The following is a 17,439-nucleotide window of genomic DNA, read 5'->3' on the forward strand; positions in this document are numbered from 1 at the left end:
GTGACGGGTGGCTGGTCGTTGTTTGAGAACTGCACAGTGGACGCGAGCATCTGTGGCCAAGTTTTTAAGGGCGCACGGTGGATGCCTTGGCACCAGGAACCGATGAAGGACGTGGGAGGCCGCGATAGTCCCCGGGGAGCCGTCAACCAGGCTGTGATCCGGGGGTTTCCGAATGGGGAAACCCGGCAGTCGTCATGGGCTGTCACCCTTGCCTGAACACATAGGGCAAGCGGAGGGAACGCGGGGAAGTGAAACATCTCAGTACCCGCAGGAAGAGAAAACAACCGTGATTCCGGGAGTAGTGGCGAGCGAAACCGGATGAGGCCAAACCGCAGGCGTGTGAGACCCGGCAGGGGTTGCGCGTGCGGGGTTGTGGGATCTCTTGTCTGTCGTCTGCCGGCGACAGGACGAGTCAGAAACCGTTGGCGTAGGCGAAGGACATGCGAAAGGTCCGGCGCAGAGGGTAAGACCCCCGTAGCCGAAACGTCAGCGGCTCGTTGGAGAGACACCCAAGTAGCACGGGGCCCGAGAAATCCCGTGTGAATCTGGCGGGACCACCCGCTAAGCCTAAATATTCCCTGGTGACCGATAGCGGAGAGTACCGTGAGGGAATGGTGAAAAGTACCCCGGGAGGGGAGTGAAATAGTACCTGAAACCGTGTGCCTACAAGCCGTGGGAGCGTCGGAGTGTGCTTGCGCACTCTCGTGACTGCGTGCCTTTTGAAGAATGAGCCTGCGAGTTTGCGGTGTGTTGCGAGGTTAACCCGGGTGGGGGAGCCGTAGCGAAAGCGAGTCCGAACAGGGCGTTTCAGTAGCACGCTCAAGACCCGAAGCGGAGTGATCTAGCCATGGGCAGGTTGAAGCGGAGGTAAGACTTCGTGGAGGACCGAACCCACCAGGGTTGAAAACCTGGGGGATGACCTGTGGTTAGGGGTGAAAGGCCAATCAAACTCCGTGATAGCTGGTTCTCCCCGAAATGCATTTAGGTGCAGCGTCGTGTGTTTCTTGCCGGAGGTAGAGCACTGGATAGGCGATGGGCCCTACCGGGTTACTGACCTTAGCCAAACTCCGAATGCCGGCAAGTGAGAGCGCGGCAGTGAGACCGTGGGGGATAAGCTCCATGGTCGAGAGGGAAACAGCCCAGAGCATCGACTAAGGCCCCCAAGCGTACGCTAAGTGGGAAAGGATGTGGAGTCGCTCAGACAACCAGGAGGTTGGCTTAGAAGCAGCCACCCTTGAAAGAGTGCGTAATAGCTCACTGGTCTAGTGATTCCGCGCCGACAATGTAGCGGGGCTCAAGCGTACCGCCGAAGTCGTGTCATTCGTACATGCAGGGCCAACGCCCGTACGGATGGGTAGGGGAGCGTCGTCTGCCGGGTGAAGCAGCCGCGGAAGCGAGTTGTGGACGGTTGACGAGTGAGAATGCAGGCATGAGTAGCGATTCACACGTGGGAAACGTGTGCGCCGATTGACTAAGGGTTCCTGGGTCAAGCTGATCTGCCCAGGGTAAGTCGGGACCTAAGGCGAGGCCGACAGGCGTAGTCGATGGATAACCGGTTGATATTCCGGTACCCGCTGTGACGCGATCAACATCGAGCATCGTGATGCTAAGGCCGTGAAGCCGTTCCGGACCCTTCGGGGGAAGGAAAGTGGTGGAGCCGCCGGCCCAAGCGGTTAGTAGGTGAGTGATGGGGTGACGCAGGAAGGTAGTCCAGCCCGGGCGGTGGTTGTCCCGGGGTAAGGGTGTAGCCCGAGTGGTAGGCAAATCCGCCACTCACCAGGGTGAGACCTGATGCCGAGCCGATTGTGGCGAAGTGGATGATCCTATGCTGTCGAGAAAAGCCTCTAGCGAGTTTCATGGCGGCCCGTACCCTAAACCGACTCAGGTGGTCAGGTAGAGAATACCGAGGCGTTCGGGTGAACTATGGTTAAGGAACTCGGCAAAATGCCCCCGTAACTTCGGGAGAAGGGGGGCCGCGCCCGGTGACGAGTCTTGCACTCCGAGCTGGGGGTGGCCGCAGAGACCAGCGAGAAGCGACTGTTTACTAAAAACACAGGTCCGTGCGAAGCCGTAAGGCGAGGTATACGGACTGACGCCTGCCCGGTGCTGGAACGTTAAGGGGACCGGTTAGCTCCATTTCGGTGGGGCGAAGCTGAGAACTTAAGCGCCAGTAAACGGCGGTGGTAACTATAACCATCCTAAGGTAGCGAAATTCCTTGTCGGGTAAGTTCCGACCTGCACGAATGGCGTAACGACTTCTCGGCTGTCTCAACCATAGGCCCGGTGAAATTGCACTACGAGTAAAGATGCTCGTTTCGCGCAGCAGGACGGAAAGACCCCGGGACCTTTACTACAGTTTGATATTGGTGTTCGGTTCGGCTTGTGTAGGATAGCTGGGAGACTGTGAAGTCCCAACGCCAGTTGGGGTGGAGTCGTCGTTGAAATACCAGTCTGGTCGTGCTGGATGTCTAACCTGGGTCCGTGATCCGGATCAGGGACAGTGTCTGATGGGTAGTTTAACTGGGGCGGTTGCCTCCTAAAGGGTAACGGAGGCGCCCAAAGGTTCCCTCAGCCTGGTTGGCAATCAGGTGGTGAGTGTAAGTGCACAAGGGAGCTTGACTGTGAGACCGACGGGTCGAGCAGGGACGAAAGTCGGGACTAGTGATCCGGCGGTGGCTTGTGGAAGCGCCGTCGCTCAACGGATAAAAGGTACCCCGGGGATAACAGGCTGATCTTCCCCAAGAGTCCATATCGACGGGATGGTTTGGCACCTCGATGTCGGCTCGTCGCATCCTGGGGCTGGAGTCGGTCCCAAGGGTTGGGCTGTTCGCCCATTAAAGCGGTACGCGAGCTGGGTTTAGAACGTCGTGAGACAGTTCGGTCCCTATCCGCTGCGCGCGCAGGAGTCTTGAGAAGGGCTGTCCCTAGTACGAGAGGACCGGGACGGACGAACCTCTGGTGTGCCAGTTGTTCTGCCAAGGGCATGGCTGGTTGGCTACGTTCGGGAGGGATAACCGCTGAAAGCATCTAAGCGGGAAGCCTGCTTCGAGATGAGGACTCCCACCCACTTGATGGGGTAAGGCTCCCAGTAGACGACTGGGTTGATAGGCCGGATCTGGAAGCGCCGCGAGGCGTGGAGGTGACCGGTACTAATAGGCCGAGGGCTTGTCCCCAGTTGCTCGCGTCCACTGTGTTGGTTCTGAAACCACGAACAGCCGATGGTTGTTGATTGTTTCATCGTGTTTCGGTGGTCATAGCGTGAGGGAAACGCCCGGTTACATTCCGAACCCGGAAGCTAAGCCTCACAGCGCCGATGGTACTGCAGGGGGGACCCTGTGGGAGAGTAGGACACCGCCGAACTCCTTTTAGAGCTCTGGCTCCTGGGCAGTACAGCCCAGGAGCCAGAGCTTTTTTGTGTTGAGGTAAGGTCAGGAAGCATCGTTGGTACGTTTTTCCCAGGAGGCCCACGGGTGGAGGTCCAGGAGACCCGCGTTCAGACGGACCGGGTCCTCACCATCCCGAACATCCTCAGCATGGCACGGCTCCTTGGCGTGCCCCTCTTTCTGTGGCTGATTCTCAGGCCTGAGTTCGGTGGCCCCAAGAGTGACGGCTGGGCTCTGTTGGTACTGGCGCTGAGCGGGGTCAGTGACTACCTGGACGGCAAGCTCGCACGGCGGTGGAACCAGGTCAGCAGCCTCGGCCGGCTGCTCGACCCCGCGGCCGACCGGCTCTATGTTCTCTCCACGCTCCTCGGCCTCACCTGGCGCGAGATCCTGCCGCTCTGGCTGACCGTGCTGCTCCTGGCGCGGGAATTGATGCTGCTGGTGGCGGTGGGCGTCCTCAGGCGCCACGGCTACCCGCCGCCCCAGGTGAACTTCCTGGGGAAGGCGGCGACGTTCAACTTGATGTACGCCTTCCCCTTGCTGCTGCTCAGTGACGGCAGCGGTTGGATCGCGTCACTCGCAGCTATTTTCGGATGGGCGTTCGCCGGATGGGGTACAACGCTCTATTGGTGGGCAGGAGTCCTCTACGTGGTACAAGTCCGCCGTCTGGTTCGTGCGGACGCCATGGCCGACTGAGTTCGCCCATTGAGGCAGCCGCAGTGGCTCCGATGGCCCGCTTCGGAAAAGTGCGGGACAATCAGGACGGGTGAAGTCGGCCAGATCGTCGTCTCTGGAGGAGGACGCTTCCGACATGAAGGCCGTCGTGATGGCCGGAGGCGAAGGCACACGCCTTCGTCCGATGACCTCGAGCATGCCCAAACCGCTCCTGCCGGTGGTCAACCGGCCGATCATGGAGCACGTGCTGCGGCTGCTCAAAAGGCACGGGCTGAACGAGACCGTCGTCACGGTCCAGTTCCTGGCTTCGCTGGTCAAGAACTACTTCGGCGACGGCGAGGAGCTCGGAATGGAGCTCAGCTATGCCAATGAGGAGAAGCCACTCGGTACCGCCGGAAGCGTCAAGAACGCCGAGGAGGCACTGAAGGACGATGCCTTCCTCGTCATCTCCGGTGATGCCCTGACCGACTTCGACCTCACCGAGCTGATCGATTTCCACAAGGAAAAGGGTGCGCTGGTGACCGTGTGTCTCACACGCGTGCCCAATCCGCTGGAATTCGGCATCACCATCGTCGACGAAGAGGGCAAGGTCGAGCGCTTCCTGGAGAAGCCGACCTGGGGCCAGGTCTTCTCCGACACAGTGAACACGGGCATCTACGTGATGGAACCCGAGGTGTTCAACTATGTCGAGCCCGATGTCCCGGTCGACTGGTCCGGCGATGTCTTCCCACAGCTGATGAAGGAAGGCAAGCCGATTTACGGCTATGTCGCCGAGGGCTACTGGGAGGACGTCGGTACCCACGAGAGCTATGTGAAGGCGCAGGCCGACGTCCTGGAAGGCAAGGTCGACGTCGAGATCGACGGCTTCGAGATATCCCCGGGAGTCTGGGTCGCCGAGGGAGCCGAGGTGCACCCGGACGCAGATCTGCGCGGGCCGCTGTACATCGGCGACTACGCCAAGGTGGAGGCCGGAGCCGAAATTCGGGAGCACACCGTCGTCGGCTCCAACGTCGTCGTGAAGAGCGGTGCCTTCCTGCACAAGGCCGTGGTGCACGACAACGTGTACATCGGAGAGCACAGCAACCTGCGCGGCTGTGTGGTCGGCAAGAACACCGACATCATGCGTGCGGCGCGGATCGAGGACGGCGCAGTCATCGGTGACGAGTGCCTGATCGGCGAAGAATCGATCGTGCAGGGCAATGTGCGGGTCTACCCGTTCAAGACGATCGAGGCCGGCGCCTTCGTCAACACCTCGGTCATCTGGGAGTCGCGGGGCCAGGCGCACCTCTTCGGAGCACGCGGGGTCTCCGGCATCCTGAACGTGGAGATCACCCCGGAGCTGGCCGTACGCCTTGCCGGTGCCTATGCGACCACACTCAAGAAGGGCTCCACGGTCACCACGGCCCGTGACCACTCCCGTGGCGCACGCGCGCTCAAGCGCGCGGTCATCTCGGCCCTCCAGGCCAGCGCGATCGACGTACGGGACCTCGAGAACGTGCCGCTGCCCGTCGCCCGGCAGCAGACCGCGCGAGGCAGCGCCGGCGGCATCATGATCCGGACCACGCCCGGGGTGCCGGACTCGGTCGACATCATGTTCTTCGACGGACAGGGCGCCGATCTGTCCCAGGGCGGTCAGCGGAAGCTGGACCGGATCTTCGCCCGTCAGGAGTATCGGCGCGCGTTCCCGGGCGAGATCGGTGACCTGTACTTCCCGGCCAGCGTCTTCGACTCGTACACCGGCTCGCTGCTGCGCAACGTCGACACCACCGGGATCGCCGAGTCGGGTCTGAAGGTCGTCGTGGACGCCTCGAACGGCAGCTCCGGTCTTGTCCTGCCCAGCCTGCTCGGCAAGCTCGGCGTGGACTCGCTGACGATCAATCCCGGGCTCGACGAGAGCCGGCCGACGGAGACCGCCGAGATGCGGCGCTCGGGCCTGGTGCGGCTGGGCGAGATCGTGGCGTCCTCCGGGGCCGCGTTCGGTGTGCGGTTCGACCCGGTGGGTGAGCGGCTGTCGCTCGTCGACGAGAAGGGCCGCATCATCGAGGACGACCGGGCCCTGCTGGTGATGCTCGACCTCGTGGCCGCCGAGCGGCGCAGCGGCCGGGTGGCGCTTCCGGTGACCACCACCCGCATCGCCGAGCAGGTGGCCGCCTACCACGGCACCCAGGTCGAGTGGACGACGACCTCCCCGGACGACCTCACACGGGTCGGCGGCGAGGAGGGGACGATCTTCGGCGGTGACGGCAAGGGCGGGTTCATCGTCCCGGAGTTCGGCAGTGTCTACGACGGTACGGCGGCCTTCGTACGGCTCATCGGGCTGGTGGCGCGCACACAGCTCACCCTCAGCCAGATCGACGCCCGGATCCCGCGGGCACATGTCCTCAAGCGCGACCTGGCGACTCCGTGGGCGGTCAAGGGCCTGGTGATGCGCCGGGTCGTCGAGGAGGCCGGAGACCGCTTCGTGGACACCACGGACGGTGTGCGGGTCGTGGAGGCCGACGGGCGCTGGGTGATGGTCCTGCCGGACCCGGCCGAGGCGGTCACCCATCTGTGGGCCGAGGGACCCGACGACGCTTCCGCCCAGGCACTGCTGGACGAGTGGTCGGCGGTGGTGGACAGCGCCGGCCGGTAGAACACGGCACCGGCCGGTGAAGCCGGCAAGCCGGCCGGTAAAACGGACAGCACGCGCGTGTGCCGGACAAGTGTCCCCCAAGGGGGCCTGTCCGGCATGCCGGTGGGGCCGTTCGGAGGTCTCGGTCGCGACGTGCGACGATGTGCGGCATGCCGCAGGAACCCCCCATTCGGAGCAACGCCGCGCGGCCCTCCCGTCCGGACGCCTCCATGTCGTTGATCACCAATGTCATGGATCACAGCCTCGACGACGGCTATGCCGAGGCCGCCGCGCGGAAGAAGGCCGCGGGCGAGAGCGGCATGCCGAAGACCGTCAGGGCGGAACTGGGGCTGGCGGCCGGCCTGGTGCTGGCCGCGCTCGTCGTGACCGTGGGAGCGGCACAGGCACGCGTGGCGGCCCCGGTCGTCGCCAAGGAGCGTCAGGAGCTGATCGATCGCATCGACCGCGAGACGGCGGCGGCCGACAGGCTCGAGGGCGCCATCGACAAGCTGCGTGACGACGTGAGCGCGCGGCAGCGTCAGGCGCTCCGGCACAGCGGCGGCGATGCCCGGGCCGACCTGGTGGGTGTGCTGGCGGGCGCCACCGAAGTGCACGGACCCGGTGTGAGGCTCGTCGTGGACGACGCCAAGGAGGCCGGCAGCGGCGGCAGCGGCGGCCCGCGCGGGGCATCGGGTTTCTCCGACACCGGGCGAGTGCGCGACCGGGACATGCAGCGGGTGGTCAACGGGCTGTGGCAGTCGGGGGCCGAGGCCGTCTCGATCAACGGGCAGCGGCTGACCGCCCTGTCGGCGATCAGGGCCGCGGGCGACGCCATACTGGTCGACAACAGGCCGCTGGTGCCGCCGTACACGGTGCTCGCGGTGGGGGACGGGAACAGGCTGAAGACCCGGTTCCAGGACAGCCCCGACGGGCTGTACCTGGATGCTCTGCGGGACAACTACGGCATCCGGGCCGGCATCTCCGCGGAGAGCGACCTCCGGCTGCCCGCCGCACCGAGCGTGATCGTACGTACAGCACAGCCGAGCACTGAGAAGGGCACATCGTGATCGCCGTACTGGGCCTCGTCGTGGGAGTGGTGGCCGGCCTGTTGGTCCGGCCCGAGGTTCCGGCGGTTGTCGAGCCTTATCTGCCGATCGCCGTAGTGGCGGCGCTGGACGCCGTCTTCGGTGGCCTGCGGGCCATGCTCGACGGCATCTTCGACGACAAGGTGTTCGTCGTGTCGTTCCTGTCGAACGTGGTCGTCGCCGCGCTGATCGTTTTCCTGGGCGACAAGTTGGGTGTGGGCGCCCAGCTGTCCACGGGGGTCGTGGTCGTCCTCGGCATCCGCATCTTCTCCAACGCCGCGGCGATCCGACGGCATGTGTTCCGGGCATGAGGACGATGAGCAACCAGGACGAAAAGCCCGAGAACGGGCGGAGTGCGGACATCCGTGACGAGCAGCCCGAGCGGCAGCCGCTGCGCAGGGAGTTGCCCGAGGAGGTGCCCCCGCCTGCGGCCGCCGCCGGGGCCGATGCCGCCTCCGGGGCGGAGGACACCGCCAGGGCAGAGGGTGCTGCCGGGGCGGAGGACACCGCCGCCGACGGCCGGAGTGCCGAGGAGGGCTCCGAGGCCGCGCTGACGGGCCGCCAGCGGCTGGTGAAGGGCCTGTGGCCACCGCGCTTCACCCGGGCCCAACTCGTCGTCGCCCTGCTGCTGTTCGGCCTCGGTTTCGGGCTCGCCGTCCAGGTCGCCTCCAACAGCGACAATGACAGCGCGCTGCGCGGCGCCCGGCAGGAAGATCTTGTTCGCATCCTCGATGAACTGGACGACCGTACTCAGCGTCTTGAGGACGAGAAGCAGGGGCTCGAGAAGCAGCGTCAGGAGCTGGAGAACAGCTCGGACCAGGCCGAGGAGGCCCGCAGGCAGACAGCCGAGAAGGAGAAGCAACTCGGCATCCTGGCGGGCACGGTGGGCGCGCAGGGCCCCGGCATCACGATGACGATCGAGGACACGAAGGGGACGGTCCAGGCGGACATGCTGCTCGACGCGATACAGGAGCTGCGCGCGGCCGGTGCGGAGGCGATCCAGATCAACGGGGTGCGGGTGGTCGCGAGCACCTACCTGACCGACGCCGGCAAGAGCGTTGCCGTCGACGGGAACAAGATCGAAGCGCCCTATCGTTTCCAGGTCATCGGCAAGCCGCAGGACCTCGAACCAGCGCTCAACATTCCTGGAGGCGTGGTGCAGACTCTCGAGAAGGAGCAGGCCACCGTGACCGTCGAGCGGTCGGACAAGATCGTCGTGGACGCCTTGCGAGCAGCGAAGCGCCCTGACTACGCTCGGTCGTCCTCGCAGTGAACCGGCGGTGCATGGCGGCTGTCCGGCAGGGGCATGAGGTTGCGGGGGGTCGGCGCACCGATCGGGTGGTGCGTGGTGGAAACTGTTTGGTGGATACGGACGTTGTGAGGGTGTCCGGATCGACCGGTGTACGCAGTCAGGGTTCGTCCTGCCCCACGGGCGGGTCTGTTTCGGTCAAGGGGAATCGCCCGTGAAGTTGTTTGCGAAGTTGTTCGGCAAGAGCGCGCGAGAGGGCAGCGACAACGCGACGGCCCGCCATCGCGCACAGCCCGAGGCCGGGGATCGGCCGCTGTTCCGGGATCAGGTTGCCGGTCAGGGAAGTGACATTCCAGGTGGTCAGGGCGCGCCGTCGGTTGACCCTGCCCAGTCGGGCGGCATAGGTTTCGGGCAACCGTCAACCTCAGGTACGGGTGGAGGGTTTACCGCCGACCCGTACGCGTCCAATGCCCCGGCGGGGCAGCCGCGGCAGGAGGAACCGCCCATGTCGGCCCTGGTGTGTACGAGGTGCGGTAACCGCAACGCGCAGAACAGCCGTTTCTGCTCCAACTGCGGTGCGCCGTTGCGGCCCGGTGCGACACCGGAGCGCGCCTCGGAGACGACGTCCACGATCTCCATCTCCGGCCTGGAGGCGTACGACGCCGAGACCACAGGCCAGACGCCGATGCTCTCTCCGGAGGCACAGGCGGCCGTCGACGCGCTGCCGTTCGGCTCGGCCCTGCTGGTCGTGCGCCGCGGGCCGAACTCCGGCAGCCGCTTCCTGCTGGACGGTGAGCTGACCACGGCCGGACGTCATCCGCAGAGCGACATCTTCCTGGACGACGTGACGGTCTCGCGCCGCCACGTGGAGTTCCGCCGCAGCCCGGACGGCTCGTTCACGGTGGCCGACGTCGGCAGCCTGAACGGTACGTACGTCAACCGGGAGCGGATCGACCAGGTGGCTCTGTCCAACGGTGACGAGGTGCAGATCGGCAAGTACCGGCTGGTGTTCCACTCGAGCCGGCAGGGCATCTGACCCTCCCCGGACCGAAGTCCGGGGGGACCCCAGGGAAGGTCCATGCTTCGAACATCGAGCGGCGGTGCGGGACACCGCACCGCCGCCGCGGACAGTGGGCTGATGAGCATCGGCACGGTGCTGAACGCGCTGCGCGACGAGTTCCCCGAGGTCACCATCTCCAAGATCCGTTTCCTGGAGTCGGAGGGGCTCGTCGAACCGCGGCGGACCCCCTCGGGGTATCGCAAGTTCAGCGCGGACGACGTCGAGCGGCTCGCCCTGGTCCTGAGGATGCAGCGTGACCACTACCTGCCGCTGAAGGTGATCCGTGAGCACCTGGAGGCGATGGAGCGCGGCGAGGCGGTCCAGCTTCCGGTGCTCGGCCGGCAGCGTGACGGCGAGGCCGGGCTGCCGGCCGTCGAGGCGCCCACGGCAGCCCGGATCGGGCGGGCCGAGCTGCTCGCCGCCGCCGGGATCGAGGACACGGAGCTGCAGGAGTGGGAGTCGTACGGGCTCCTCACCCCATTGGCGGACGGTTCCTACGACGCCGAGGCGGTGACCGTGGCCTCGCTCGTCTGTGAGCTGGGGCGCTTCGGAATCGAGCCCCGTCACCTGCGGGTGATGAAAGCGGCCGCCGACCGGGAGGCCGGGCTGGTCGACCAGGTGGTGGCCCCGCTCAAGAGGCACCGCAATCCGCAGACCAGGGCCCATGCCGAGGCCCGTACGAAGGAGCTGGCGGCGCTCACGGTGCGGCTGCACGCGACCCTGGTGCAGACGGCGCTCGGGGTGCGGCTGCCCTGAGCGGGCCGGTCGCGGCGGCCGGATCGTCCCCCCGTTTCCGGCCCGACTACCCAAACGTCCCGGGCACGGCCTAGGGTTGCTGTGTGAACGAGCTCGATGTCGTAGGTGTCCGGGTTGAAATGCCCTCCAACCAACCGATCGTGCTCCTGCGTGAAGTGGGAGGCGACCGCTACCTCCCCATCTGGATCGGGCCGGGGGAGGCGACGGCGATCGCCTTCGCCCAGCAGGGCATGGCCCCCGCCAGGCCGCTGACCCACGACCTGTTCAAGGACGTGTTGGAGGCCGTCGGCCAGGAGCTCACGGAAGTGCGCATCACGGATCTGCGTGAGGGCGTCTTCTACGCGGAGCTGGTCTTCGCCAGCGGGGTCGAGGTGAGCGCCCGGCCGTCCGACGCCATAGCGCTGGCGCTGCGTACCGGAACGCCGATCTTCGGCAGCGACACGGTGCTCGACGACGCGGGCATCGCGATTCCGGACGAGCAGGAGGACGAGGTGGAGAAGTTCCGCGAGTTCCTCGACCAGATCTCGCCGGAGGACTTCGGCACCAGCAGCCAGTGAGAACCGGTAGCCAGTGAGAACCAGCAGTCGGTGAGGGCCGGCAGCCGGTGAAACCCCCCGTGCGCCACCTGTCGCGCGGAGTCCTGCGACCCGCTGCCCGGACATTCGGCTAGCCTTTCCCGGCATTGGGGTATGCGAAACCACTCTTAGGGTGATTATCACTCGGCGTGCCGAGTGTGGCGATCGTTGACGCACCCCTGGTGACTGCCTACCTTCGAGGAGGCAGGTCGAGGACGGAGGTCGGCGTGAGGAACAGCGGCGACGGTACGGCTGGGGGTGCCCCCGGACGCGGTGTCCGGGGAAGTTACCCCCACCAGGGCAGCGCGGCCGATCTCGCTCCGCTGCGACCGACGGCCGTGCCGAGCAGCGGAGGGGCGACGTCCATGGCGTCCGAGCAGATCGGCTACCGCGGTCCGACGGCCTGCGCCGCCGCCGGCATCACCTACCGGCAACTGGACTACTGGGCGCGCACCGGCCTGGTCGAGCCGAGTGTGAGGCCCGCCTACGGATCCGGCTCGCAGCGCCTGTACAGCTTCCGTGACGTGGTCGTCCTGAAGATCGTCAAGCGCTTCCTCGACACCGGCGTCTCGCTGCAGAACATTCGTACGACCGTCCAGCACCTGCGGGAGCGCGGCTTTCGCGACCTGGAGCGGATGACGCTGATGAGCGACGGCGCCACGGTGTACGAGTGCACGTCGCCCGACGAGGTGCACGCCCTGCTCCAGGGGGGTCAGGGGATCTTCGGCATCGCGGTCGGCGTGGTGTGGCGCGATGTGGACAACGCGCTGTCGCAGCTGCACGGTGAGCGCATCGACACCGGGGAGACGCTGGTGGGGCAGAACCCCGGAGACGAACTCGCCCGGCGCCGCAACCGGGCGGTCTGACCGGCCCCGCGGACCGGAGCCCGGGCCTCGGAACGGCTCCGGGCGGTCCGTTTGTCAGTGGTGTGGTGCAGCATCGTGGATGTGAGAACCGCGCCCACGATCCTGCATCTCGACATGGATGCCTTCTTCGCGTCGGCGGAGCAGGCGTCCAAACCGAGCCTGCGCGGGAAGGCCGTCGTCGTGGGCGGGCTCGGACCGCGCGGGGTGGTGGCCACCGCGTCGTACGAGGCGCGGGTCTTCGGTGTCCGCTCGGCCATGCCGATGGCCCAGGCGCGGCGGCTGGCGCCGAACGCCGCGTACCTGATGCCGCGCTTCGCCTTCTACCGGTCCATCAGCGAGCAGGTGATGGACCTGCTGCGGGCCCTGTCGCCGCTGGTGGAGCCGCTGAGCCTGGACGAGGCGTTCGTGGACCTGGAGGCCGGGGGAGCGGCCTGGGACGCGGACTCGGCCCGGCTGGCGGGGGCCAGGCTGCGCGCGGACATCCGGGCCGTCACGGGGCTGACCGGCTCCGTGGGACTGGCCGCCTCCAAGATGCTCGCCAAGATCGCCTCCGAGAGGGCCAAGCCCGACGGGCTGGTGCTCATCGAGCCCGGCACCGAGCGGGCCCTGCTCGGTCCCATGCCCGTGCGGACCCTGCCGGGCGTCGGGCCGGCGACGGGCGACCACCTGCGGCGGGCCGGTATCCACACCGTCGACGAACTCGCCGAAGCGGGTGAGGACGAGCTCGTACGACTGCTCGGCAAGGCGCACGGCCACGCGCTGTACGCCATGGCGCTGGCCCACGACGAGCGGCCCGTCGTCGCCGAGCGCGAGGCCAAGTCGGTGTCGGTCGAGGACACCTACGACGTGGACATCCACGACCGGATCCGGGTGGGCACGGAGGTGCGGTGGCTCGCCGACCGGTGCGTGCGGCGGCTGCGCGCGGCCGGGCTGTCGGGGCGCACCATCGTGCTGAAGGTGCGCCGCTACGACTTCTCCACCCTGACCCGGTCCGAGACCCTGCGCGGGCCCACGGACGACCCCGCGGTGGTGCGGGAGGCGGCTGCCCGGCTGCTGGGCTCCGTGGACACCACGGGCGGCGTACGGCTGCTCGGCGTGGGCGTGTCCGGGCTCGCCGACTACACCCAGGAGGACCTGTTCGCCCAGGCGGCGGGCGCGGAGGCCGAGAGCCCCGTCGAAGAGCCGGTGCGCGAGCCGGCCGCGGGCCGGCCGGCCCCCGCCGAGCGGCGCTGGCCCGCCGGTCACGACGTACGGCACGCCGAGTACGGCCACGGGTGGGTCCAGGGCAGCGGCCTGGGCCGTGTCACCGTCCGTTTCGAGACCCCCGACTCCCCGCCGGGCCGGGTACGCACCTTCCCCACCGACGACCCGGACCTGGAACCGGCGGACCCCCTCCCCCNNNNTGGTGCACCGCACACCCGCCGGACCCGAGGGCACGGCGCTGCCGGGACAGGGGGACGGGGCGGTCGGTCGCGTGTCCTCGGAGGCTGTCGTCGAAGGGGGCTGACGCCGCCCGGGCGTCAGGTCTCGTCCGGGCCCGAGCCGGAGCCCGCCAGGTTGCCGAAGTCGCGGTCCGGGAAGGCGGTGGGAGGGGCGACGTCCAGGCCGTAGTGGTGGTAGAGCTGCAGTTCCTGCTCGGGGGAGAGATGGCGGCCCACGCCGAAATCGGGGGCCTCCTTGATCAGGGAGCGGTCGAAGGGGACCCGCAGAGTGCCCTCGACCAGCTCGCTCGGCTCCAGGGGCACGAAGGCGTCCCGGGAGAACAGACCGGTGCGTATGGCTGCCCACTCCGGTACACCGGTCGCGTCGTCGAGGTAGACCTCGTCCACCGTGCCGATCTTGTGACCATTGCTGTCGAACGCCTTGCGGCCGATCAGGTTGCGCGGATCGATCTCGGTCTGCACGGTCCCTCCACATGGTCGCACCTCATCCGTAAGCACTACAAAAGAGCACAATCAGCGCGACGGCCACTCGAAGGCCCCGGCACCCGCCCCGCTGGTACGCTGGCAGCGGCTGCTGACCCCGTGCGGGAGAGCCCTCCGGCACCACCGGGGGCGCCGAAGGAGCAAATCCTCCCCGGAATCTCTCAGGCCCACGTACCGCACGGACGAGGTCACTCTGGAAAGCAGAGCGGGTGTCGACGGCGTCCGCTCTCACCGACGGTGAAAACCGGGAGCCCGCGGGCGGCCCGGTGAAGCTCTCAGGTTGAGATGACAGAGGGGGAGGCCGTCGGGGCACCCGTGCCGTGGTGTCCCTCGAAGGTCGCATCAGACCAGGAGGCCTCCGCAATGACCGCCCAGCGCATTCCGCTCTCCGAGCTCGAACAGGGCATCCCCTTCGAGCAGCGCCACATCGGGCCCGACCAGGAGGCGCGGGCCAAGATGCTCGCGCAGGTCGGCTACGGCTCGCTCGACGAACTCACGGCCGCCGCGGTGCCCGATGTCATCAAGAACGCCGACGCGCTCGACCTGCCGGGTGCCCGCACCGAGGCCGAGGTGCTGGCCGAGCTGCGCTCACTGGCCGACCGCAACCAGGTCCTCGGCTCGATGATCGGACTCGGCTACTACGGCACCTTCACCCCGCCGGTCGTCCTGCGCAACGTCATGGAGAACCCTGCCTGGTACACCGCCTACACCCCCTACCAGCCGGAGATCTCCCAGGGCCGCCTCGAGGCGCTGCTGAACTTCCAGACCATGGTCGCCGACCTCACCGGCCTGCCGACCTCCGGCGCCTCCCTGCTCGACGAGGGCACCGCCGCCGCCGAGGCCATGGCGCTCTCCCGGCGCATGGGCAGGAACAAGAAGGGCCTGTTCCTGGTCGACGCGGACGCGCTGCCGCAGACCGTCGCCGTCATCCGGACCCGTGCCGAGCCGACCGGCGTCGAGGTCGTCGTCGCCGACCTGGCCGAGGGCATCCCGGCGGACATCGCCGAACGCGAGATCAACGGCGTACTGCTGCAGTACCCGGGAGCCTCCGGTGCCGTACGCGACCTGAAGCCCGTCATCGACCAGGCGCACGCACTGGGCGCCCTGGTCACCGTCGCCGCCGACCTGCTCGCCCTCACGCTGCTGAAGTCGCCGGGCGAGCTGGGCGCGGACATCGCCGTCGGCACCACCCAGCGCTTCGGCGTGCCGATGGGCTTCGGTGGCCCGCACGCCGGCTACATGGCGGTGCACGAGAAGTTCGCCCGCAGCCTGCCCGGCCGCCTGGTCGGCGTCTCCGTCGACGCCGACGGGGACAAGGCCTACCGCCTCGCCCTGCAGACCCGTGAGCAGCACATCCGCCGCGAGAAGGCCACCAGTAACATCTGCACCGCCCAGGTGCTGCTCGCCGTCATGGCCGGCATGTACGCCGTCTACCACGGCCCCGAGGGCCTGAAGGGCATCGCCCGGCGCACCCACCGCTACGCCACGATCCTCGCCGAGGGACTCGAGGCCGGCGGTGCCGAGCTCGTCCACGGCGCCTACTTCGACACGCTGACCGTCAAGGCCGGGGGACGGGCCGCCGAGATCGTCGCCGCCGCGCGCGAGGGCGGCGTCAACCTGCGCCTCGTCGACGCCGACCACGTCTCCGTCGCCTGCGACGAGACCACCGGGCGGGAGCAGCTGAACGCCGTGTGGACCGCCTTCGGTGTCGAGGGCGACATCGAGGCGCTGGACGCCGCGGCCGGGGAGGCGCTGCCCGAGGCGCTGCTGCGCACCGACGCCTACCTCACCCACCCCGTCTTCCACCAGCACCGCTCCGAGACCGCGATGCTGCGCTACCTGCGCCGGCTCGCCGACCGCGACTACGCGCTCGACCGCGGCATGATCCCGCTGGGCTCCTGCACCATGAAGCTCAACGCGACCACGGAGATGGAGCCGATCACCTGGCCGGAGTTCGGCGGACTGCACCCCTTCGCGCCCGCCGAGCAGGCGGAGGGCTACCTCACGCTCATCCGGGAGCTGGAGGACCGTCTCGCCGAGGTCACCGGCTACGACAAGGTCTCCCTGCAGCCGAACGCCGGCTCCCAGGGCGAGCTGGCCGGTCTGCTCGCCGTGCGCGGATACCACCGTGCAGGCGGCGACGAGCAGCGCACGGTCTGCCTCATCCCGTCCTCCGCGCACGGCACCAACGCCGCCAGCGCCGTGATGGCCGGCATGAAGGTCGTCGTCGTCAAGACCGCCGGGGACGGCGAGATCGACGTCGAGGACCTGCGGGCGAAGATCGAGCAGTACCGCGACGAGCTCGCGGTGCTGATGATCACCTACCCGTCCACGCACGGCGTGTTCGAGGAGCACGTCGCCGACATCTGCGCGCAGGTCCACGAGGCCGGCGGCCAGGTGTACGTCGACGGCGCCAACCTCAACGCCCTGGTCGGTCTCGCCAAGCCGGGCCACTTCGGCGGCGACGTCTCCCACCTGAACCTGCACAAGACGTTCTGCATCCCGCACGGCGGCGGCGGTCCGGGCGTCGGCCCGGTGGCCGTGCGCTCCCACCTGGCGCCGTACCTGCCCAACCACCCGCTGCAGCCCGAGGCCGGTCCCGGGACCGGGGTCGGCCCGGTCTCGGCCGCGCCGTGGGGTTCGGCGGGCATCCTGCCCATCTCCTGGGCGTACGTCCGTCTGATGGGCGGCGAGGGCCTCAAGCGGGCCACGCAGGTGGCCGTCCTGTCCGCCAACTACATCGCCAAGCGCCTCGAGCCGCACTACCCGGTGCTCTACACGGGCCCCGGCGGCCTGGTCGCGCACGAGTGCATCATCGACCTGCGGCCGCTGACCAAGGCGACCGGCGTGACCGTGGACGACATCGCCAAGCGGCTGATCGACTACGGTTTCCACGCGCCGACGATGTCCTTCCCGGTGGCCGGCACGCTCATGATCGAGCCGACGGAGTCCGAGGACTTGGCCGAGCTGGACCGGTTCTGCGAGGCGATGATCGCGATCCGCGCCGAGATCGAGAAGGTCGCCTCCGGCGAGTGGCCCGCGGACGACAACCCGCTGCGGAACGCCCCGCACACCGCCGCGGCGCTCGGCGGCTCGTGGGAGCACGCCTACAGCCGCGAGGAGGCCGTCTTCCCGGCCGGTGTCTCGGCCGCCGACAAGTACTGGCCGCCGGTGCGCCGTGTCGACCAGGCCTTCGGCGACCGGAACCTGGTCTGCTCCTGCCCGCCGCTGGACGCGTACGAGGACTGAGCGCC

Annotated in this window: 12 protein-coding genes, 2 rRNA genes, 1 pseudogene and 1 riboswitch; of the genes and pseudogenes, 14 read left to right on the forward strand and 1 reads right to left on the reverse strand. The window is 67.6% G+C overall.

From position 1 onward, the window contains the following. Positions 1-54: 54 nt before the first annotated feature. From RH94_RS17755 to RH94_RS46680, 13 genes and pseudogenes are all read left to right on the forward strand, one after another. Positions 55-3,173 (forward strand): 23S ribosomal RNA (locus RH94_RS17755). A gap of 70 nt (positions 3,174-3,243) precedes the next feature. Further along, positions 3,244-3,360, forward strand: a 5S ribosomal RNA gene (gene rrf / locus RH94_RS17760). A gap of 110 nt (positions 3,361-3,470) precedes the next feature. Then, the gene (locus tag RH94_RS17765) at positions 3,471-4,079 is read left to right on the forward strand and encodes a CDP-alcohol phosphatidyltransferase family protein (RefSeq protein WP_073948556.1); all 609 of its coding nucleotides are present in this window, start codon (positions 3,471-3,473) and stop codon (positions 4,077-4,079) included. 115 nt (positions 4,080-4,194) lie between these two features. Next, positions 4,195-6,690 carry a mannose-1-phosphate guanyltransferase gene (locus RH94_RS17770; RefSeq protein ID WP_073948557.1) on the forward strand — a complete coding sequence of 832 codons (2,496 nt, stop codon included), beginning with the start codon at positions 4,195-4,197 and terminating at the stop codon, positions 6,688-6,690. Positions 6,691-6,830: 140 nt separating this feature from the next. Next, on the forward strand, positions 6,831-7,736 hold the full coding sequence (locus RH94_RS17775) for a DUF881 domain-containing protein (protein ID WP_107428746.1): 906 nt from the start codon (positions 6,831-6,833) through the stop codon (positions 7,734-7,736). Next, on the forward strand, positions 7,733-8,065 hold the full coding sequence (locus RH94_RS17780; RefSeq protein WP_003988855.1) for a small basic family protein: 333 nt from the start codon (positions 7,733-7,735) through the stop codon (positions 8,063-8,065). The genes RH94_RS17775 and RH94_RS17780 overlap by 4 nt, the downstream gene beginning before the upstream one ends. A 5-nt stretch (positions 8,066-8,070) precedes the next feature. Beyond that, complete coding sequence (locus RH94_RS17785; protein ID WP_073948558.1) at positions 8,071-9,027, forward strand: DUF881 domain-containing protein; 957 nt, start codon at positions 8,071-8,073, stop codon at positions 9,025-9,027. 190 nt (positions 9,028-9,217) lie between these two features. Beyond that, the gene (locus tag RH94_RS17790) at positions 9,218-10,039 is read left to right on the forward strand and encodes an FHA domain-containing protein (protein WP_199880990.1); all 822 of its coding nucleotides are present in this window, start codon (positions 9,218-9,220) and stop codon (positions 10,037-10,039) included. Positions 10,040-10,081: 42 nt separating this feature from the next. Further along, the gene (gene ftsR / locus RH94_RS17795; protein WP_073948560.1) at positions 10,082-10,819 is read left to right on the forward strand and encodes a transcriptional regulator FtsR; all 738 of its coding nucleotides are present in this window, start codon (positions 10,082-10,084) and stop codon (positions 10,817-10,819) included. Between the two features lie 83 nt (positions 10,820-10,902). After that, positions 10,903-11,376: a bifunctional nuclease family protein gene (locus RH94_RS17800; protein ID WP_037684412.1), complete on the forward strand. Its 474-nt coding sequence runs from the start codon at positions 10,903-10,905 to the stop codon at positions 11,374-11,376. Between the two features lie 245 nt (positions 11,377-11,621). Beyond that, positions 11,622-12,260, forward strand: a complete 639-nt coding sequence (locus RH94_RS17805) for a MerR family transcriptional regulator (protein WP_073948561.1) — start codon at positions 11,622-11,624, stop codon at positions 12,258-12,260. An 81-nt stretch (positions 12,261-12,341) separates the two neighbouring features. Then, positions 12,342-13,659 (forward strand): DNA polymerase IV (locus RH94_RS17810; protein WP_234425858.1); only part of this gene is annotated, 1,318 nt, incomplete at its 3' end. Positions 13,660-13,663: 4 nt separating this feature from the next. Next, positions 13,664-13,871, forward strand: a pseudogene (locus RH94_RS46680) (hypothetical protein); the annotation flags it as partial. Here the strand turns inward: RH94_RS46680 and RH94_RS17815 are convergent. Then, positions 13,781-14,164 (reverse strand): PRC-barrel domain-containing protein, encoded by a 384-nt coding sequence (locus RH94_RS17815; RefSeq protein ID WP_107428747.1) that lies wholly within the window; start codon positions 14,162-14,164, stop codon positions 13,781-13,783. The pseudogene RH94_RS46680 and the gene RH94_RS17815 sit on opposite strands and share 91 nt — an antisense overlap. 113 nt (positions 14,165-14,277) lie before the next feature. Further along, positions 14,278-14,372: riboswitch (glycine riboswitch) on the forward strand. A 176-nt stretch (positions 14,373-14,548) separates the two neighbouring features. On the opposite strand from RH94_RS17815, the gene gcvP reads away from it, so the two are divergent. Continuing rightward, positions 14,549-17,434 (forward strand): aminomethyl-transferring glycine dehydrogenase, encoded by a 2,886-nt coding sequence (gcvP, locus tag RH94_RS17820; protein ID WP_073948563.1) that lies wholly within the window; start codon positions 14,549-14,551, stop codon positions 17,432-17,434. Positions 17,435-17,439 lie beyond the last annotated feature (5 nt).

It is taken from the genome of Streptomyces kebangsaanensis (assembly GCF_001906585.1).
In the GTDB taxonomy this organism is placed as follows: domain Bacteria; phylum Actinomycetota; class Actinomycetes; order Streptomycetales; family Streptomycetaceae; genus Streptomyces; species Streptomyces kebangsaanensis.